Origin of the sequence: Flavobacterium psychraquaticum (assembly GCF_034497725.1) — a bacterium.
In the GTDB taxonomy this organism is placed as follows: Bacteria; Bacteroidota; Bacteroidia; order Flavobacteriales; family Flavobacteriaceae; genus Flavobacterium; species Flavobacterium psychraquaticum.
The window spans coordinates 1-18,339 of record NZ_JAXKVR010000030.1 but is presented as its reverse complement, the minus strand read 5'-3'; the positions used below and the strand labels follow the sequence as shown (position 1 = coordinate 18,339).

Annotated in this window: 19 protein-coding genes; 10 read left to right on the top strand and 9 right to left on the bottom strand. The window is 34.0% G+C overall.

The genetic code is table 11. The annotated features are described in order from the left end of the window. The first annotated feature begins 8 nt into the window (after positions 1 to 8). From T1L09_RS09900 to T1L09_RS09875, 6 genes are all read left to right on the top strand, one after another. On the top strand, positions 9 to 335 hold the full coding sequence (locus tag T1L09_RS09900) for a hypothetical protein (protein WP_322550803.1): 327 nt from the start codon (positions 9 to 11) through the stop codon (positions 333 to 335). Positions 336 to 528: 193 nt separating this feature from the next. After that, positions 529 to 1,578 (top strand): tRNA preQ1(34) S-adenosylmethionine ribosyltransferase-isomerase QueA, encoded by a 1,050-nt coding sequence (gene queA / locus T1L09_RS09895; RefSeq protein WP_322550802.1) that lies wholly within the window; start codon positions 529 to 531, stop codon positions 1,576 to 1,578. A 117-nt stretch (positions 1,579 to 1,695) separates the two neighbouring features. Then, on the top strand, positions 1,696 to 2,985 hold the full coding sequence (gene kynU, locus T1L09_RS09890; RefSeq protein ID WP_322550801.1) for a kynureninase: 1,290 nt from the start codon (positions 1,696 to 1,698) through the stop codon (positions 2,983 to 2,985). A 101-nt stretch (positions 2,986 to 3,086) separates the two neighbouring features. Further along, on the top strand, positions 3,087 to 4,169 hold the full coding sequence (locus T1L09_RS09885; RefSeq protein WP_322550800.1) for an agmatinase family protein: 1,083 nt from the start codon (positions 3,087 to 3,089) through the stop codon (positions 4,167 to 4,169). A gap of 75 nt (positions 4,170 to 4,244) precedes the next feature. Beyond that, positions 4,245 to 4,820, top strand: coding sequence for an NUMOD4 domain-containing protein (locus T1L09_RS09880; RefSeq protein WP_322550799.1), 576 nt, complete (start codon positions 4,245 to 4,247; stop codon positions 4,818 to 4,820). Positions 4,821 to 4,952: 132 nt separating this feature from the next. Continuing rightward, positions 4,953 to 5,345: a YMGG-like glycine zipper-containing protein gene (locus T1L09_RS09875; RefSeq protein WP_322550798.1), complete on the top strand. Its 393-nt coding sequence runs from the start codon at positions 4,953 to 4,955 to the stop codon at positions 5,343 to 5,345. Between the two features lie 57 nt (positions 5,346 to 5,402). Here the strand turns inward: T1L09_RS09875 and T1L09_RS09870 are convergent, their stop codons facing one another. Genes T1L09_RS09870 through T1L09_RS09855 form a run of 4 tightly spaced genes read right to left on the bottom strand, consistent with a single transcriptional unit; the run spans position 5,403 to position 9,007 of the window. Further along, a complete protein-coding gene (locus T1L09_RS09870) occupies positions 5,403 to 6,935 on the bottom strand; it encodes a cryptochrome/photolyase family protein (protein WP_322550797.1) in 1,533 nt (510 codons plus the stop codon). A gap of 1 nt (position 6,936) precedes the next feature. After that, positions 6,937 to 8,229, bottom strand: coding sequence for a DASH family cryptochrome (locus T1L09_RS09865; RefSeq protein WP_322550796.1), 1,293 nt, complete (start codon positions 8,227 to 8,229; stop codon positions 6,937 to 6,939). A 1-nt stretch (position 8,230) separates the two neighbouring features. Further along, complete coding sequence (locus tag T1L09_RS09860; protein ID WP_322550795.1) at positions 8,231 to 8,371, bottom strand: DUF2256 domain-containing protein; 141 nt, start codon at positions 8,369 to 8,371, stop codon at positions 8,231 to 8,233. Further along, entirely contained in the window at positions 8,372 to 9,007 is a 636-nt protein-coding gene (locus T1L09_RS09855; RefSeq protein ID WP_322550794.1) for a flavin reductase family protein, read from the bottom strand. It abuts the gene before it with no gap. Positions 9,008 to 9,156: 149 nt separating this feature from the next. On the opposite strand from T1L09_RS09855, the gene T1L09_RS09850 reads away from it, so the two are divergent. After that, positions 9,157 to 10,500 (top strand): FAD-dependent oxidoreductase, encoded by a 1,344-nt coding sequence (locus T1L09_RS09850; protein ID WP_322550793.1) that lies wholly within the window; start codon positions 9,157 to 9,159, stop codon positions 10,498 to 10,500. Between the two features lie 49 nt (positions 10,501 to 10,549). On the opposite strand, the gene T1L09_RS09845 is transcribed toward T1L09_RS09850, so the two are convergent. Genes T1L09_RS09845 through T1L09_RS09835 form a run of 3 tightly spaced genes read right to left on the bottom strand, consistent with a single transcriptional unit; the run spans position 10,550 to position 12,836 of the window. Continuing rightward, positions 10,550 to 10,912, bottom strand: coding sequence for a cupin domain-containing protein (locus tag T1L09_RS09845; protein ID WP_322550792.1), 363 nt, complete (start codon positions 10,910 to 10,912; stop codon positions 10,550 to 10,552). Then, entirely contained in the window at positions 10,912 to 11,319 is a 408-nt protein-coding gene (locus T1L09_RS09840; RefSeq protein WP_322550791.1) for a hypothetical protein, read from the bottom strand. The genes T1L09_RS09845 and T1L09_RS09840 overlap by 1 nt, the downstream gene beginning before the upstream one ends. Then, entirely contained in the window at positions 11,319 to 12,836 is a 1,518-nt protein-coding gene (locus T1L09_RS09835; protein WP_322551553.1) for a helicase HerA-like domain-containing protein, read from the bottom strand. The genes T1L09_RS09840 and T1L09_RS09835 overlap by 1 nt, the downstream gene beginning before the upstream one ends. Before the next feature lie 225 nt (positions 12,837 to 13,061). Here T1L09_RS09835 and T1L09_RS09830 point away from each other — a divergent pair, with 225 nt between their 5' ends. Beyond that, positions 13,062 to 13,694, top strand: coding sequence for a 7-carboxy-7-deazaguanine synthase QueE (locus T1L09_RS09830; RefSeq protein ID WP_322550790.1), 633 nt, complete (start codon positions 13,062 to 13,064; stop codon positions 13,692 to 13,694). Positions 13,695 to 13,726: 32 nt separating this feature from the next. Here the strand turns inward: T1L09_RS09830 and T1L09_RS09825 are convergent, their stop codons facing one another. Next, positions 13,727 to 14,434 carry a class I SAM-dependent methyltransferase gene (locus T1L09_RS09825; protein WP_322550789.1) on the bottom strand — a complete coding sequence of 236 codons (708 nt, stop codon included), beginning with the start codon at positions 14,432 to 14,434 and terminating at the stop codon, positions 13,727 to 13,729. A 68-nt stretch (positions 14,435 to 14,502) separates the two neighbouring features. On the opposite strand from T1L09_RS09825, the gene T1L09_RS09820 reads away from it, so the two are divergent. Then, entirely contained in the window at positions 14,503 to 15,000 is a 498-nt protein-coding gene (locus T1L09_RS09820) for a YkgJ family cysteine cluster protein (protein ID WP_322550788.1), read from the top strand. Between the two features lie 52 nt (positions 15,001 to 15,052). Here the strand turns inward: T1L09_RS09820 and T1L09_RS09815 are convergent, their stop codons facing one another. Continuing rightward, a complete protein-coding gene (locus T1L09_RS09815) occupies positions 15,053 to 16,348 on the bottom strand; it encodes an exo-beta-N-acetylmuramidase NamZ family protein (RefSeq protein ID WP_322550787.1) in 1,296 nt (431 codons plus the stop codon). Between the two features lie 5 nt (positions 16,349 to 16,353). Between T1L09_RS09815 and T1L09_RS09810 the strand changes: the two genes are divergently transcribed. Continuing rightward, positions 16,354 to 17,586, top strand: a complete 1,233-nt coding sequence (locus tag T1L09_RS09810) for an ABC transporter permease (RefSeq protein ID WP_322550786.1) — start codon at positions 16,354 to 16,356, stop codon at positions 17,584 to 17,586. The last annotated feature ends 753 nt before the right edge of the window (positions 17,587 to 18,339 follow it).

Sequence of the window (18,339 nt, the reverse complement as noted above, 5' to 3'; positions counted from 1 at the left end):
ATAGTTATATGAAAAAAATTAGCATTATTGCAGTTTTGTCTTTGGGATTACTTTCTATGAACGTAGTGTCTCCAATGAAAATAAATGTTATTATTAGAGAAGAAGTGGTTTCTGATAAATTCGACATCAAAATCAAAAATGACACAGACAATGAAGTAAAAGTTATCAACACAGGAAGTGGCGGTAGTTATTCTTTATCGAAAGGCGCAACAACAACTATCAAAATGGAAGAAGGTGACAAACTTCACTATTATGAAAAAGGGAAAAAAGGAGCATTACTATTAACTGCTTTAAAAGAAATGGATGGAAAAGTACAATTATTGAGTAAGTTGTAGATAAGTTAAATTTTTTTAGTTTTTTTAGTTTTTTTAGATGGCGTTGTTAAATAAAAAGTAGTATTATTTAAAATAAACTGCTTTTTACTTGACAACGCCTATTTCATAGTCGTATATTTGCACTCGGAATTTCAGTGGGTTACACACTACAATGTGTAGCTAGTAAAATTCTTAATCACTTAAACATTTTTAAATGAAATTATCTCATTTTCAATTCACTCTTCCAGAGGAATTATTGGCTGAGTTTCCTACAGAAAACCGCGACGAATCTCGTTTGATGGTCGTAAATAGAAAAACAGGAACAATCGAGCACAAATTGTTTAAAGATATTATTGACTATTTCGATGATGGAGATGTAATGGTGTTGAATAACACAAAAGTATTTCCTGCTCGTTTATATGGTAACAAAGAAAAAACGGGCGCACGTATTGAAGTTTTCTTATTAAGAGAACTAAATGCAGAACAACGTTTGTGGGATGTTTTAGTAGATCCGGCTCGTAAAATCCGTATCGGAAATAAACTTTACTTTGGCGATGACGATTCGTTAGTGGCTGAGGTTATTGATAATACAACTTCTCGCGGAAGAACATTACGCTTTTTATATGATGGATCGTATGAAGAATTTAGAGAAAAATTATTAGAATTAGGAGAAACACCAATTCCAAAATTCATAAACCGTGAAGTAACTCCAGAGGATGCTGATCGTTATCAAACAATTTATGCAAAAGAAGAAGGTGCTGTTGCGGCGCCAACTGCTGGTTTACACTTTTCGAAACATTTATTAAAACGTTTAGAAATTAAAGGAATTGATTTTGCAGAAGTAACTTTGCACGTAGGTTTAGGAACTTTTAATCCGGTTGAAGTAGAAGATTTATCGAAACATAAAATGGATTCGGAAGAAATGAAAATTACGCAAGAAACATGTGATATTATCAACAACGCCAGAGCGAACAAGAAAAAAGTGTGTTGTATTGGTACAACATCGATGCGTGCAATGGAAAGTTCGGTTTCTTCTCAAAGAACTTTAAATCCATTTGAAGGTTGGACAAATAAATTTATTTTCCCTCCTTATGATTTTAGTTTAGCCGATGCTATGGTAACTAATTTCCACATGCCAAAATCAACTTTATTAATGATGGGAGCTGCATTTTGTGGTCACGATTTAATGATGAAAGCTTATAAAATAGCAATTGAAGAAAAATACCGTTTCTATTCTTACGGTGATGCGATGTTAATTATTTAAGAAAAGCAGTTATAAATACTAAGTCTCATCAGAAATGGTGAGATTTTTTTATTTATTTGTCACTTTGCAACTCAGTAACTTTTCCTTACTTTTACAATTCAAACAATTAGCACACGAATGATATTTGAAAATACGCGCGAATTCGCACAAAGTTTAGACGCTCAAGATATACTGAGCAAATATAGAGATGAATTTATTTTCCCGAAAGTAAACGGCAAACAAGTCATTTATTTCACAGGAAATTCACTAGGATTACAGCCTAAAAGAGCTAAGTCTTATGTAGATGAAGTGATGAACGACTGGGCGAACTTAGCAGTAGAAGGACATTTTTATGCCGACAAACCTTGGTGGGATTATCACGAACGTTTTGCAGTTCCATTGAGTGACCTTGTAGGGGCAAAGCCTGCGGAAGTTACGGTCATGAATACACTTACAGTAAATCTTCATTTGCTAATGGTTTCGTTTTATCGTCCATCAGCAAAAAAATATAAAATCATCTGTGAAGAGAAAGCTTTTCCAAGTGATCAATATATGTTCCAATCGCAAGTGGACTTCCATTCAAAAACCGTTGGATTTGACCCAAAAGAAGCTTTAGTCGAAATCAAACGCCGAGAAGGGGAACACAATATTCGTTTAGAAGATGTCTTGGCTAAAATTGAAGAAGTAGGTGAAGAATTAGCTTTGGTGTTAATTGGTGGCGTAAATTATTATACCGGACAAGTTTTTGATATGAAAACCATCACTGAAGCAGGACACAAACAAGGTGCTTATGTAGGATGGGATTTGGCGCACGCAGCCGGAAATATTAAATTGCAATTAAACGAATGGAAAGTCGATTTCGCCGCATGGTGTAGTTATAAATATATGAATTCTGGACCCGGAAATGCATCTGGATGTTTCGTACATGAAATGCACCACAATGATACCGAATTGCCAAGATTTGCAGGTTGGTGGGGACACAATAAAGAACGTCGTTTTAAAATGGAACCTAAATTTGATCCTGTTAGAGGAGCAGTTGGATGGCAAATTAGTAACTTACCTATTTTATCATTAGCACCGTATTTAGCGTCAGTAGAAATGTTTTCCGAAGTAGGAATGGACAAGTTAATTGCTAAAAGAGACTTGATCACGTCTTATTTAGAATTCATTTTACACGATATTGATGAAGCAATTGACGGAACCGAATTTGAAATTATCACACCTTCTGTTCCAGAAGAAAGAGCTTGTCAATTATCGGTTTATTTACACGGTCAAGGAAGGGAATTATTCGATTATCTAATGCAAAACGGAGTAATTACAGATTGGCGTGAGCCAAATGTAATTCGTTTGGCACCCGCGCCATTCTACTGTTCTTTTGAAGATATGTATGATTTTGGACAAATTTTAAAACAAGGAATAACGAAATAAGATATTCAGATTTGTAGATTTTGGATTTTCAGACTGTCCGAAAATCTAAAAATCAGAAAATCCGAGAATCTAATTAAGAACATTCGAAAATCCATTAAACAATGACTAAAGAACAAATCATAGAAAATTTCGATCCATCACAACCTGGTTTGGCAGATGCAACAATTTTTGGATTGCCTTTTTCAGCAGAACAAAGTGATATTATTATCGTTCCTGTGCCGTGGGAAGTTACGGTAAGTTATGGCGCAGGTGCTTCTGAAGGGCCAGATGCAATTTTAGACGCATCGTTTCAGGTTGATCTGCATCATCAGGAATTTCCAGAGTTATGGAAAAGAGGTATTTATATGGACGAAGCTCCAGCACATTGGGCAAAAAATTCAGAAAAATATAAAGGTCTAGCACAGCCAATTATCGAGGCGCTTGAAGCAGGTGAAGATGTTTCAACGTTTCCAGCTTTGCAATCTGATTTAGATAAAATTAATAAAGCTTGTAAAGATCTAAACGAAGAAGTAAAAAACAGAGTGTTGGATTGGATGAATAAAGGCAAATTAGTAGCACTTCTTGGTGGTGATCATTCTACACCGTTAGGTTATTATCAAGCATTAGCAACCAAGTACGAAGACTTTGGGATTTTACATTTAGATGCGCATATGGATTTACGAATTGCCTATGAAGGCTTCACGTATTCACACGCTTCTATTATGTATAATGCCTTGCAATTACCACAAATTTCTAAAATTGTTCAAGTTGGAATTCGTGATTTTTGTGAGCAAGAAGTAGACGTTGTGAATGCCCAAAAAGGACGTGTTTTGGTGCATACCGATTTAGATTTAAAAAAGCAATTATTTGAAGGAAATACTTGGCAACACATCTGCGACAACATCGTAATGGCATTGCCTAAAAAAGTAGCTATTTCTTTTGATATTGACGGAATGAACGCGTTGTATTGTCCAAATACTGGAACTCCGGTACCTGGTGGATTTACTTATGAGCAAGCCGTGTATTTATTAAACCGATTATCAGAATTTGGCAAAGAAATCATTGGATTTGATTTAGTAGAAGTTGCGCCAGGTGAAGATGATTGGGACGGAAACGTCGGAGCAAGAATGTTATTTCAAATGTGCGGAATTTACGCAAAATCACAACAACTAGAAGTGGGAAAAAAAATTGTATTTCCAAAATAATTTTGTAACTTTATACTTTAATAGTTCCCGTAGTCTATTGACATAAACCCCAATATCAATTTAAGACAAATAAGAATGACTCATTTCAGTGTAGAAGAATGGAGAGAATATCCGCTTGAAATACCCGGTAAAGTTCGCTATGCCGTTTCAAATCACGGACGTTTAAAAAGTTTTGATGAAGATATCAAAACAGGCCGCATCTTAAAGGGTGCGTTAACCGAAGGTTTTTTGTTTTTGCGATACAAACGCTTTACAAATGGCGTAGCAAAAAATTATCACGCTTCTGTTCATAAAATGATTGCCGAACTCTTTATCCCAAAAGATGCAGAAGATCAAGAATATGTATTGCATTTAGATTATGATAAATTGAACAATCAACTTTATAATTTAAAATGGGCAACATATACAGAAATGCGCGCGCACGGACATAAAAGTCCAGCTGTGAAAGAAGCTTTCAAAAAATTACAAGAGTTTAATATCAAACGCGATGGTCTAAAACTCACATCAACCCAAGTAATACGTATTAAATTAAAAATGAAGCGTCAAGGAGATAAATTCAGTGTGCGTAAAACTGCCAAAGAATTTAATGTAACCGACATGCAAATTTATCGTATTAAATGGGGTGAAAACTGGGGGCATATCGTTGTCTAGTGAATAATTCTGAGATAATTAGAAGTTTAAATACCAAAACGTGTAGTTATATAATGAAATCATATAATTATATAAGACATTCTATTAAGTACTAGCGTATATTTGCACTATAAATTTTTAAATATTTTGATTATGAAAAGGGTATTAATTTTTGCAACATTAGTCTCGTTGGCATCGTGTAGAGATCAAGCAGCTGAAATGGAATTAGCTAAACAAAACACTATAGATTCGATTCAAGTGGTTCAAGAAAAGCAACGAGTAATTGATTCTATGCAAGCTCTTACAGTTACAAAAGTAGAAAAAGAAGTTGTTTATGTAAATAATAACAATGCTCAACCTGTAGTGCAAAAACGTAAAGGAATGAGTAATACCGCTAAAGGAGCTTTAATAGGTGCTGGTGTTGGCGCAGCAACAGGTGCAGTAGTAAGTAAGAAAAAAGGAACGGGTGCAATTATCGGTGGATTAGCTGGAGCTGCTGTAGGCGCTGGAACTGGAGCAATAATTGACGATAAAAAAAATAAATAATAGGATTAATTATATTTAGTAGAAAAGGAGTTGAATATTATATTCAACTCCTTTTTTTTAATAACTATTTAAATTGTCTATTATATGCTGTGCCTTTTCTTTAATTGTAACTAATTCTTCGGATCTCATTTTGTTAAGTAAAGCAAGCATCATACTCATTCTTTGATTTTTTGCAAAATGTTGTTTTTTCTCATCTAAAAAATGCCAATATAAACTATTAAACGGACAAGCTTTTTCGCCCAGTTTTTCTTTTACATTATAGTGGCAATTCCCACAATAATCACTCATTTTATTGATGTAACTTCCAGAAGAAACATAAGGTTTTGTTGCGACAATTCCGCCGTCTGCATACTGACTCATTCCGCGAGTATTTGGTAATTCTACCCATTCAATCGCATCAATATAAACTCCTAAATACCATTCGTCAACTGCGTCAGGATGCAATTGGGCCAACAAAGAAAAATTACCAATTACCATTAAACGTTGAATGTGATGCGCATAAGCTTCTGTTAAACTTTGTGTAATTGAATGTTGCATACACTTCATCTTCGTTTTTCCGGTCCAATAAAAGTCGGGAAGTTTGTTGTAGTTTTCTAGAACGTTCATCTTAGCATAATTTGGCATTTCTTTCCAATAAATTCCGCGCACATATTCACGCCAACCTATAATTTGTCTCACAAAACCTTCCACTTGTGCCAATTCTATCTCGTCATTATTCTCGAAATAATATGCAATTACCGCATCAATTACTTCTTTCGGACTAATCATTTTTGAGTTCATCGCAAAAGACAAACGGGAATGAAATAGAAATTTATGTCCGGTGAATAATGAATCTTGATAAGTACCAAAATAAGGCAATAAATTTTCGCAGAAGTAAGAAATCAATTGCAAACTTTCACTTCTGGTAGTTGGCCAATTAAAATTCGAAGCAGCAATCGAACCCATAGTTTTAATCCCGTGATTTTCAATTTCGGAAACTAAATCCTCCACATTTTTATGAAATTCTAATGGAAACGGAATCGGAACTTCGTTTTTATATTTACTCCGGTTATTTTGATCAAAGTTCCATTTTCCGTCTAAAGGTTGCGATCCAACCATCAATACATCGTGTTTTTTACGCATCATGCGATAAAAACTTTCCATCAGCAATTGCTTTTTGCCTTCGAAAAAATCTTTCAATTCATAACGCGAAGTATAAAAATGTTCCGATTCATAAACCTTTGAAGGAATATTTAAGATAGAACAAATATTTTTCAACTGTTCATCTAACCGATACTCATCGGGAAATTGATATTCAAAACATTCTATTTGATATTTTTCAATAGTTTGATGAATAAGTTGCTGAAGTGCTTGCGGATTGTCTTGGTCTGAAATTTTAAAATAAACAATATGATGTCCGTTCTTTGAAAGTGCATTAGAAAAATTTCGCATCGCCAAGAAAAAAGCCGCGACTTTCTGAATATGATGTTTCACATAATCCGTTTCCTGACGCATTTCGGCCATCAAGTAAATTACATTTTCATCCACTTTTTCAAACCAAGAATGTTGACTGTTTAATTGATCACCAAGAATTAATCGTAACGTTTTCATCTTAAAATAATTCAGGGATTAACCATGTTTTTTGAAATTTTTTATCTGCATCATACATATCTGCTTGGCGTTTGATGTTGAATTTTCTATCGCGAGGATCGTTTCCAACGCCGGCATTGTAAATCCAATTGCCATAATTACTATGCACATCATAATCAAGTAGCATACTTTCAAAGTACGAAGCACCAATTCGCCAATCTTGTTCCCATTCTTTTGCCCAATAACTCGCCACATTTTGACGACCGCGATTGCTCATCCAACCTGTTTTTTGCAATTCAATCATATTCGCATTTACAAAATGTTCGGGCGTAGTCCCGTTTTTCCATTGCTGAAATGCTTTTGGAGTTTGATTCCAATGGTATTCTTTTTGTAAAATCCCACCTAATTGAAAGAGTTTACTATCATGTTTTAAGGAAATATATTTGAAATAATCACGCCATAATAATTCGAAAATTAACCAATACGTATCTTCGTTTTTGATCACTTTTTTCTCATATTGTTGCACTTCCCAATAAATCGTTTTAGCAGAAATACTTCCGTTAGCTAACCAGGCCGACAATTTTGAACTGTAATTTTTTCCAAGTAAACCATTTCTTGTTTTTTTATACACCGAAAGTTTCTTAGTTTTCCAAAAATAGTCGTCAATTCTTTCTTTAGCTTGATTTTCGCCACCTTTAAACGGGAACGCAGTTTTGGAATGCTGTTCAAATGCTTCAAACCCTAAATCGTATAAAGTGGGAATAGACGTAAATTCTTCAATCGTATTAGTTGTCGGTTTCGGATGGATGAAAACTGTTGGTCGCACACGAACTTTCTTTTCCAATAGCTTTCTAAATTCTGTAAAAACTTCCGGAAGTTTGTCCCAACTTTCAAACGGAACATCATCCGGATGAAATAGAAATTGATCGTAATAAGTTTTCCAATTTAAAACGGGAATCAACTGCCGGATTTCGGTTGCAACCGCTAATTCTTCACTCGTCCATTCTTTTTGGGAATAAATCGTACTTATTTGATATTCCGCACAAACCGACGGAATTATTTTTTCAGGATAACCGTAATATACTAAAAATGTAATGTTTTTTTTACCCAGATTCTCTTGCAATTCCGTTAAGGTTTCTAACAAAAATTTGGCTCTGTATTTTTCCGTCTTCTTAAATCCATAAATGGTGTTTTCAAACTGTCTTGGATCAAGGCAATAAACACCAATTACACGTTCATTCTCGGCACAAGCATTATACAAAGAGTGGTTGTCTGTTATGCGTAAATCGTTTCTAAACCATACTAATCCGTTCATTTTATTTCGTTTTATTCATTCTACATTTATCACTGCAATACAAAACTTCGTCCCAGTTTTTCTCCCATTTCTTACGCCAAGCAAAAGGACGATTGCAAGTTTTGCAAATTTTCTCGGGAAGGTTTACTTTTTTATGAGCCATTTATAACATCGATTTCGTGGGTTGATCAGGTCTTGCGTAATGAAAACGATCTTTGATTTTCGGAAGAGCATAACCATCTAAACCATTAATTGTTACAACATTTCCCCGATCTAATTGAATCCAATTGTCATCGTGTAATAAATTCTCATCTACATATAATTCTTCCACTGAAGCTATAATGTGAAGGCATCCATTTTCTTTAATTATATATTCGTTTAAAAATTTACAATATAATTTTACCGGACTTCCTTTGACGAAAGGTGTCTGATGATTGGCGATATATTCAGGCTCTAAATTGGTTTTATCAAATTCAGAAATTGGCTCTTCATAACTAGCAGAAGAATGGTGTGCGTCGGAAATCATATCACTTGTAATGTGATTCACAGTGAAATAGCCTGTTTCTTTGATGTTTTTATAAGTATCTCTAGGAACAGTTGTGGGCCTAAGAATAAAACCAATTAACGGTGGTTCGCTACCTAAATGTGTAACACTACTAAAGATGGCCACATTTAAAGTACCATTTTCAGATAATGTGCCTATTAAATTTGCCGATTTGTAACCAGTAATACAATTTAACAAATTTAAGCGAGGCACTTTTGACATAGAAGACAATTCGTCTTTTGAAAATTTACGCATCGATTTTTTTATTTCAAAGATACATTTTGTTTAACTAAAATCTATATAAATTAAACAAAAATGCATTTACAATTGAAAATATCTTTAAAACAAGTCGTTACAGCGTATATTTTCAGTACTTTTGCCTTTCAAATTTTTAAACAAACTTGATGCAAACGCCACAAAAAATTGCTGTTGTAGGTTCCGGATTAGTTGGAACATTATTAGCAATCTATTTAAAAAGAGCTGGACATACCGTTGATGTGTACGACAGAAGTCCCGATATTAGAACGGTCGAATTTTCGGGTCGTTCTATTAATTTGGTGATGTCAAATAGAGGTTGGAAGGCTTTAGAAGATGTAGGTTTAGCCGATGAAATCAGAAAAATTGGAATTCCAGTAGATAAAAGAGCGATTCATTTACAAGATGGAAAGCTAAATTATCAAGCATACGGAAGAGAAGGCGAAGCTATTTTTTCCTTGTCTAGAGGAATTTTGAATCGTAAAATGGTTGATTTGGCCGAAAAAGAAGGTGTAAACTTCTTTTTTGAACATAAAATTTGGGATGTAAATTTAGTCACGGCAACTTTGTTTGAAGGCGAAACCGAACAAGGAGCTTGGACCGAGTTAAAATACGATAAGGTTTTTGGCGCTGACGGTGCTTTTTCAAGAATTAGACACAGAATGCAACGCCAATCAATGTTTGATTATTCGCAAGAATTTATGAAAATCGGTTATAAGGAATTGTATATTCCTGCTAATGCTGATGGTTCGGCTAAAATCGATAGCAATTCCTTACACATTTGGCCAAGAGGTAATTTTATGTTGATGGGATTAGCGAATTTAGATAATTCATTTACGTGCACTTTGTTTATGCCAATTGAAGGCGAGAATTCTTTTGCAAAAATAAAAGATGTAAATTCTCTAGTCAATTTCTTCGATAAATATTTTCCAGATACGAAAGAAGTTATTCCAGATTTAGTTCGAGATTTCTTTAAAAATCCTACGAGTTACTTGGCAATAATGAAATGTTTTCCGTGGACTTATGAGGATAAAGTTGCTTTGATTGGCGATTCTTCGCACGCAATTGTTCCGTTTTATGGACAAGGAATGAACGCTGGATTTGAAGACATCACGATTTTAAGTGAGATGATGCAAAAATATGGCGACGATTGGAAGACGATTTTCAAAGAATACGAAATTTCAAGAAAACCAAACGCAGATGCTATTGCCGAATTATCGCTGAGAAATTTCATCGAAATGAGCGATTTAACAGCCGATGCAAATTTCATATTACAAAAGAAAATCGAAAAATGGTTCTCCGACAAACATCCCGAAAAATGGATGCCTTTATATAGTAGAGTAACTTTTAGCTTACAACCTTATTCGGAAGCCTTGGCTATTGGTGATTTCCAAAATGAAATTATGCAAGAAGTATTGCAAATGGAGAATATAGAACAGATTTGGGATTCCAAAGAAGTTGAAAATAAGATCTTAGAATTATTACAAAACTAAAACATAAAAAAAGCTGAATTTATTTTTCAGCTTTTTTTATGAATAGTAATTATTCTTCTCGGTTAACTAAATCCATACTAAATGCGGGAGTGCAAATCGCAAGATATTCGCAGGGTTCGTCAAAGGGATTTGAATATTGAACTCGTGTGTTTTTCTCAATTTTTATGGATTGACCTGTTTCTAAAATTACGGTATCCTCTTCAATAATAAATTTCTTTTTACCTTTAATGATATAAGTATATTCATCAAATTCTGGCGTTTGAAAAGGTTCACTCCAACCCGGAGGTGCAATCATGTGGGCAATTGAAATGTCTTTATTGTTAGTTGTCGCCAAACCGTGATGTTCTTCAATTGTTTTTCCATCAGTTGTAGGAACGATAAACGGTGTGTTTTGTATAAAATATTTTTTCATTAGTTCTTAATTAGCGTTTCTAAAATCTGTTCTAATTTTTTGATATCGTCCTGATTGATATCGTTTAACTGAAAGTCAAGATGCGAATTGTTTTTCTTCAATAGTATTAAATTATTGTTTTCCAGTTGAAAAGACGCAATTTCTTTGAAAATTAATCTTTTACTTTTTGAATTGACTTTAATTTGTCCGCCTCTTTTATTCCAAAGGAAATAATTTTTGTAAAAATAAGTTCTCATTTGCGGAAATGTAGTTAACACCGCAGAAAAACCGGCTAATCCAGCAAGTCTACTATTTAGGAAACCAAATACTGCAACAAGACCAATTATTAAGCAAATGACACCTAAAATCATTATAAATGTGTCGAAATTCTTTTTAAAACCTAATTCTGTAAAATGTATTCTTTTCATTATCGCTTAAACATTTTCGTCAGTAAGCCAAAAGCTCCACGAATAAAACTCGCACTCGTAACCACTTTAGTAATAGATTTTCCTAAAACTTCGGTAGTACTTGGTTCTTCTTTTACTCTTCGCGTTGGTTTAACTTCTTTGCGTTCAACAGCTATTTCTTGTGCTTGAGCAATTTTTTTATTTAATAATTCGTAAGCACTTTCTCGGTCTATAACTTCGTTATATTTTTTAGCCAATTTCGATTTAGAAATAGCCGAGTCAATTTCACTTTCAGACAAAATATCCATTCGGCTCATTGGCGCACGAAGCATTGTTGCTACTAGCGGCATAGGTGTTCCTTTTTCGCTCAAAGCAGTAACAAAAGCTTCACCAATTCCTAAAGAAGTTAAGACTTCATCTGTTTTGTAAAAAGTAGTTTCCGGATAATTTTCTGCGGTTATTTTAATTGCTTTTCTGTCATTGGCCGTAAAAGCTCGTAAAGCGTGCTGAATTTTTAATCCCAATTGTGCCAAAATTCCTGTGGGAACATCCATCGGATTTTGAGTGATGAAATAAACACCAATTCCTTTCGAACGAATTAATTTCACAATGGTTTCAATCTGATTTAGTAATGTTTTACTCGCTTCTTGAAAAATTAAGTGTGCCTCGTCAATAAAAATCACTAATTCTGGCTGACCTGAATCGCCTTGTTCGGGCATAGTATTATAAATTTCTGCTAGTAAGCTCAACATAAAAGTGGAGAATAGTTTTGGGCGATCTTGTATGTCAGTTAAACGAATGATGTTGACAAAGCCATTTCCATTTTCGTCAATTCGCATTAGGTCGCTAATCTCAAATGATTTTTCACCAAAGAAAACGGTAGCTCCTTGCTGTTCTAACTCGATAATTTTTCTTAAAATTGAACCGGTAGAACTAGTTGAAATTCTTCCGTATTCCGATTCAAATTCGACCTTTCCTTCTTCCGTAGCGTATTGTAATATTTTTTTAAAATCTTTCAAATCCAACAAAGGATAACTTTTGTCATCACAATATTTGAAAATTACAGAAACTATACCCGTTTGTGTATCATTTAAATCTAAAATTCGAGAGAATAAAACAGGTCCAAATTCAGAAACAGTTGCTCTTAATCGCACACCGTTTTGTTCTGAAATTGTCATTAATTCTACTGGAAAAGCTTTGGCTTCATACGGAATTGAAATCTTCTGATGTCTTTCTGAAATAAAAGATTTTTCTTCACCAGGCATTGCTATTCCAGAAAAATCACCTTTAATATCCATCATTAAAACAGGAATTCCTTTTTGTGAAAGTTGTTCAGATAATACCTGAATCGTTTTCGTTTTCCCCGTTCCTGTAGCGCCAGCAATTAATCCGTGACGATTCAACGTTTTCAACGGAATCTTTACGTGTGTATTTGGAACAGCTTCCCCTTCAAATATTCCGCCACCAAGCGTGATATAATCACCTTTACAAGAATATCCTTCATTTATATGTTTGCTAAATTCTTCTGTTTTGCTCATTTTTTTTGGATTATGAATTTCAAAAGTATGGAATTTCAAGATTAATGACAAGTGCAAGCCTAAAGCAATAATAAAAAGCAACATAGATTTATTAAATTTCATAAACTTTAGTGCTTTTCGAGATAGTTATTTGAAAAGCTTTTTTCTTTGAAGGTCCAATTTCTGACAGCTATTTTCTGAATTCTAATATCCAAGTCGTATCTTTGCAAACTATTTAGAGGAAAAATGTTAAAGAAAGAAACACAATTAGCGGTTGAAAAAGGTGAAATGTTGCCTTTAATGGAGGAGTTTTACACCATTCAAGGAGAAGGTTTTCATACCGGAACTGCTGCTTATTTTATACGAATTGGTGGTTGTGATGTGGGTTGCCACTGGTGTGATGTCAAGGAAAGTTGGAATGCAGCGTTGCATCCTCCAACCGAAACGGATGTAATTGTTGCCAACGCCAAAAAATATGCAGACACAGTTGTAGTTACTGGTGGCGAACCCTTAATGTGGGATATGCAAGCTTTGACTTCAAAATTGAAAAATCAAAATCTAAAAGTGCATATCGAAACTTCGGGAGCTTATGAAGTTACAGGTTCTTGGGATTGGTTTTGTTTGTCGCCAAAGAAAAATAAATTACCGGTTCAAAGCGCTTATGACATCGCAAATGAATTAAAAGTTATCATTTATAACAAACACGATTTTATTTTTGCGGAAGAACAAGCAGCACAAGTAAACCCAAACGCAATCCTTTTCTTACAACCTGAATGGAGTAAAAAAGAAGAAATGACACCTTTAATTGTTGATTATGTAATGAATAATCCAAAATGGAGGGTTTCGTTGCAAACGCATAAATATTTGAATATTCCGTAAGAGAAAATTCAATCTGAATTAGAACGGCAAGATTAAATAATGGTTATTCTTGCCAAATAATCAAAATGTGCTCCTTCTTTAATCAATTCACAGTTTAAACCATTGTGATTGCTGGCGTTTTGCAAAGTGTTGTAATCTAAATACAACCAATCAAAAGTATCTTCAGTTTCGTTTTTGTATTGAACTGTAAAGGTTAATTCGCCATAATAACCATCGGCAGGAACTTCATAAGCACCATCTTCGTCTTGGTCATACATATAAATTAAGTCGGAAGAATCAATTAGAATTTGTCCGCCTTCATTTAAAAGTGATTTCAGTTTTTGAAGATAAGTGGAGATTTTATCCAGTTTTCCAAAGATTCCCGTTCCATTCATCAACAATAGAATCGTGTCGAAATTTTCAGAAGGATCCATTTCTAAAATGTCAACTACTTTGCAATTTTTTAAACCTCTTAATTCACAAGCTTTAATTGCATTTTCTGAAATATCAATTGCCGTTACATCAAATCCTTTTTCTTGCAAATACAATGCGTGGCTTCCGGCACCACAACCAACATCTAAAATTTTTCCTTTCGAAAGTTGTAATGCTTTTTGTTCCAATTTTGGCATTTCATTAAAATCCCGAAACAAATAGGCAACACTCATTTCATCTGCTTCCGAAATTGAAGTTTCAGTAAGCAAATCTTCAGGTGAATTATTGGTTTGATAATCTAAAATGGCTTTTCCGAAAAGGTCTTTCATTACTTTTTGTTTAAATTGTAAGATTTGAAGTTTCAAGTTGTTTAACTTTGCATCAGAAATTAAATAAAATGCTAAAGCCAAATTTAAACGAACTCGGGAAACTTGCCAAAGATACGCATATCGAAACCAAAAAGTATTTCGATAAGCTAAAAAAGAAGACGCCTAAAAATTTGGATTATGTAATGCAAGATTTGCACAATGCCGAATTTAAAAAGACCGATTGTTTAGATTGTGCCAATTGCTGTAAAACAACCGGACCGTTATTTACATCAGCCGATATTGAACGAATTTCCAAAAGCTTTCGCCAGAAACCACAACAATTCATTGAGCAATATTTGCGTATTGATGAAGACAACGATTACGTTTTAAAAAGTGTTCCGTGTACGTTTTTAGACAGCGACAATAAATGTTTTATTTACGATGTGCGTCCAAAAGCTTGCAGAGAATTCCCACATACCGATAGAAAAAAGTTCAATCAAATTACTGATTTAACGTTGCAAAATGTTGCCATTTGTCCGGCTGCTTATAATATTGTGGAGAAAATGAAGGAGAAGTTACCTTTGTAAAAAGTGTTGAATATTAGTTTGGCATTCTGAGCTTGTTTCAGAATCTATCCACTTATTCATAAATCAAATACTTCGCTCGAACACTTTTAAATTTTGTTAAACCATTTTCCCACGTTTTTCTGATTGCATTCTCGGTTAATCCTGCTTCAACTTGTTGACGTAATTTTTTTGTTCCCGCTAATTTCGTAAAGAAATCATTGAAGAAAACCGTTTTATCTGAAGTATTTTGATACGCTTTCAACAACCATTTCAATTCCAAACGGTTTACTTTTTTAGCTTGAATCAAATCTTCACCAAAACATAATTTGCCGTTATGCACTGGATCTTTCGCTCCAAAATTAGGTTTAGGTGTAAAACTAAAATTAAATACCGTCTTCGATAAAAACGGCGAACCATAAATTTGAAACTGCTTTTCTGTTCCTCTTCCTAAGCTCACATTAGTCCCTTCAAAAAAGCACAAACTCGCGTATAAATTAATTGATTGATCGTTAGGTAAGTTTGGCGAAGGCTTGACGGGTAAGTTGTATTTCATTTCGTGAGTGTAATTCACGCAAGGAATCACTGTTAAATCGCATTGTATTCCATTATTCAACCATTTTTCACCATTAATCATTTTTGCATATTCACCAATGGTCATTCCGTGCAACACTGGAATTTCGTGCATTCCTACAAAACTTTTATGTGCTGCCTCTAAAATCGGACCATCAACAAGTCCACCATTTGGATTTGGACGATCTAGCACTATCAATTGAATATTGTTCTCAGCACAAGCTTCCATCACATAATGCAACGAAGAAATATAGGTGTAGAAACGAGCGCCCACATCTTGCAAGTCAAAAACCATAACATCAATGCCTTTCAATTGTTCCGATTTTGGTTTTTTGTTGTTGCCATAAAGCGAAATAATTGGCAAGCCTGTTTTCGTGTCTTTTCCATCAACGATTAATTCGCCCGCATCAGCTGTTCCTCTAAAACCGTGTTCTGGAGCATAAATTTTCTGAACATTAATATTTTTTTCTATAAAAAAGTCAACAATCGATTTTTGAACTACTCTAACGCCTTTATCACTTCCTGTGCTGGTGTTGTTTTTTATTGCGAAAAACTCTTGAACCGTTATAATTCCCGTCTGATTGGTCACTACTCCAACTTTTTTATCCTTCAATAAAGGTAAATATATTTCATAATTTTCTGCACCCGTTTTAAACGCCTGAAATTCAACATTAGTTTTTAGGGCAATCGTCTTTTTCTCAGCCTTTGGTTCCGTATTTTCCTTTTTGCTACTTCCGCAACAAACTATTAGTAAAGAAAAAAATAAAAATGTACTTTTGATAAATAATTTAGACGTCATAAAACTTGGATTTAGAATTTTTCATAGCTAAAAGATTAATTACTGCTAAAAGTTATAAAAGTAGTATTTCTTCGCCAATTATAAAAATTGCGATTACTGCTATTTCAATTGGAATAGTTATGATGATTATGGCGGTTGCGACAGGAGTTGGTTTGCAAGATAAAATCAGAGAAAAAGTAGCTGCTTTTAATGGACACATAATCATCTCTAATTTCGACGATAATCAATCGGAGGTGACTACCGAACCTATTTCCATCGAGCAAAATTTCTATCCGAAGTTTAAAAATATAGATGGTATTAGTCACATTCAAGCAGTAGCAAGTAAAGCAGGGATAATTCGTACTGAAAGTGCCTTTGAAGGTATAATATATAAAGGTGTTGGAACAGACTATGATTTCACCAATATGCAAGAATATTTAGTTTCTGGTAAAATTCCCAATTTAAAATCCGAGCTCAATACTGAAGTTTTAATATCAGAATACTTAGCAAAACGCTTACACTTAAAAGTAGGCGATAAGTTTCTGACATTTTTCATGAAAGAAAAAGGAAAATTACCAAATAAGAGAAACTTCTTAATCACCGGAATCTTTAATTCAGGTTTTCAAGAATTTGATGCTACTTATGTAATTGGAGACATCCGTCACGTGCAATTAATTAACAAATGGAAACCTAGTGAAGTAGGTTCTTTCGAAGTTTTTCTCGATGACTTTTCAAAAATTAAGGAGAAAGGCGAGCAAGTTTATAAAGAAATTCCGCCCACTTATAACAGTATAACCATTGAAGAAAAATATTACAGTATTTTCGAATGGCTAAAGCTTTTTGATTTTAATATCGTTGTCATCTTAATTGTAATGATTGTTGTTTCTACCATAAATATGGTTGTAGCATTGTTAGTTTTAATTTTAGAGCGTACACAAATGATCGGAATTCTCAAGGCAATGGGTGCAAACAACTGGAATATTCGCAAAATATTTCTTTACAATGCTTTTTATTTGATAGCTCGTGGTTTACTTTACGGCAACCTAATTGCTATTACCTTATTGCTCATTCAAAAAACTTTTGGAGTCATTCAACTTAATCCCGAAAGTTATTACGTCAACCAAGCGCCAGTTAGTATAAACCTGTTTCACATACTGATATTAAACGGGGGAACAATTTTCGTTTGTGTATTTGTCTTAATGATTCCTTCTTATATCATTACAAAAATTTCGCCCGTTAAAGCAATACGTTTCGATTAATTTTCCCAGCAGCACACATTTAGGATTTCATAAGACTTTTGGTCCCGCTGTGCGTTCTATCTTTTTACAAACCCACCAGGTTTTTGAACCTGCTGTTTTTCTAAAAAGGATGCCACTTCCATCGGGGCTATAATACACTAGTATTTTTTCAATTCACTTTCCTTCCAAACTTTGTCCTGCTATCCCGATATTTCGGGACTCGTTTCAGCGTCTCAATTGCTAGTCCTAATATATAAGGAATAAATTTCCCCAACCATTTCGCCAATCCTTATCCTGCAATCCCGATCCTTCGGGAATCGTTTCAGTATCTCATTATTTCAACACCTATATGTAAGGAGAGCTTCTTTCAAATCCTATCTTAGGAACTAAAGTACTTTCCATTTAAGAAACAATACAACCGTACTTTAAATATTATAATAAAATATACACCTATATATAAGGAGCGCTTCTTTCAAATCCTATCTTGGGAATTAAATTACTTCCCATTTAAGAAACAATAAAAGCGTGTTTTAAATATAATAGTAAAATTCACACCTATATATAAGGATTGATTTTTCGAAACAACCAAAATTCAAGTGTAATTCCATAATTTAAATCTGCATTAAAATAAAAATGCTAAAAAGCTGCACGGCTAGAATTGTGTAAAAGCAACCAAAAACGACGATTTTCAACAAAATTGCTTTTATTTTTAAATTGACACAACTAATTTGAATAGGAGTGGGCTTATGTGCTACGAGCAATAGATCACAAAGA

Bases quoted from the DNA above. Each gene is read 5' to 3' on its own strand.
- T1L09_RS09845 (WP_322550792.1), bottom strand. From the start codon at position 10,912: ATGAAAAAATATTTTATACAAAACACACCGTTTATCGTTCCTACAACT.
- T1L09_RS09835 (WP_322551553.1), bottom strand. From the start codon at position 12,836: ATGAGCAAAACAGAAGAATTTAGCAAACATATAAATGAAGGATATTCT.
- T1L09_RS09870 (WP_322550797.1), bottom strand. From the start codon at position 6,935: ATGAAAACGTTACGATTAATTCTTGGTGATCAATTAAACAGTCAACAT.
- queA (WP_322550802.1), top strand. From the start codon at position 529: ATGAAATTATCTCATTTTCAATTCACTCTTCCAGAGGAATTATTGGCT.
- T1L09_RS09830 (WP_322550790.1), top strand. From the start codon at position 13,062: ATGTTAAAGAAAGAAACACAATTAGCGGTTGAAAAAGGTGAAATGTTG.
- T1L09_RS09840 (WP_322550791.1), bottom strand. From the start codon at position 11,319: ATGAAAAGAATACATTTTACAGAATTAGGTTTTAAAAAGAATTTCGAC.
- T1L09_RS09825 (WP_322550789.1), bottom strand. From the start codon at position 14,434: ATGAAAGACCTTTTCGGAAAAGCCATTTTAGATTATCAAACCAATAAT.
- T1L09_RS09860 (WP_322550795.1), bottom strand. From the start codon at position 8,371: ATGGCTCATAAAAAAGTAAACCTTCCCGAGAAAATTTGCAAAACTTGC.
- T1L09_RS09855 (WP_322550794.1), bottom strand. From the start codon at position 9,007: ATGCGTAAATTTTCAAAAGACGAATTGTCTTCTATGTCAAAAGTGCCT.
- kynU (WP_322550801.1), top strand. From the start codon at position 1,696: ATGATATTTGAAAATACGCGCGAATTCGCACAAAGTTTAGACGCTCAA.
- T1L09_RS09900 (WP_322550803.1), top strand. From the start codon at position 9: ATGAAAAAAATTAGCATTATTGCAGTTTTGTCTTTGGGATTACTTTCT.
- T1L09_RS09885 (WP_322550800.1), top strand. From the start codon at position 3,087: ATGACTAAAGAACAAATCATAGAAAATTTCGATCCATCACAACCTGGT.
- T1L09_RS09815 (WP_322550787.1), bottom strand. From the start codon at position 16,348: ATGACGTCTAAATTATTTATCAAAAGTACATTTTTATTTTTTTCTTTA.
- T1L09_RS09850 (WP_322550793.1), top strand. From the start codon at position 9,157: ATGCAAACGCCACAAAAAATTGCTGTTGTAGGTTCCGGATTAGTTGGA.
- T1L09_RS09875 (WP_322550798.1), top strand. From the start codon at position 4,953: ATGAAAAGGGTATTAATTTTTGCAACATTAGTCTCGTTGGCATCGTGT.
- T1L09_RS09820 (WP_322550788.1), top strand. From the start codon at position 14,503: ATGCTAAAGCCAAATTTAAACGAACTCGGGAAACTTGCCAAAGATACG.
- T1L09_RS09865 (WP_322550796.1), bottom strand. From the start codon at position 8,229: ATGAACGGATTAGTATGGTTTAGAAACGATTTACGCATAACAGACAAC.
- T1L09_RS09880 (WP_322550799.1), top strand. From the start codon at position 4,245: ATGACTCATTTCAGTGTAGAAGAATGGAGAGAATATCCGCTTGAAATA.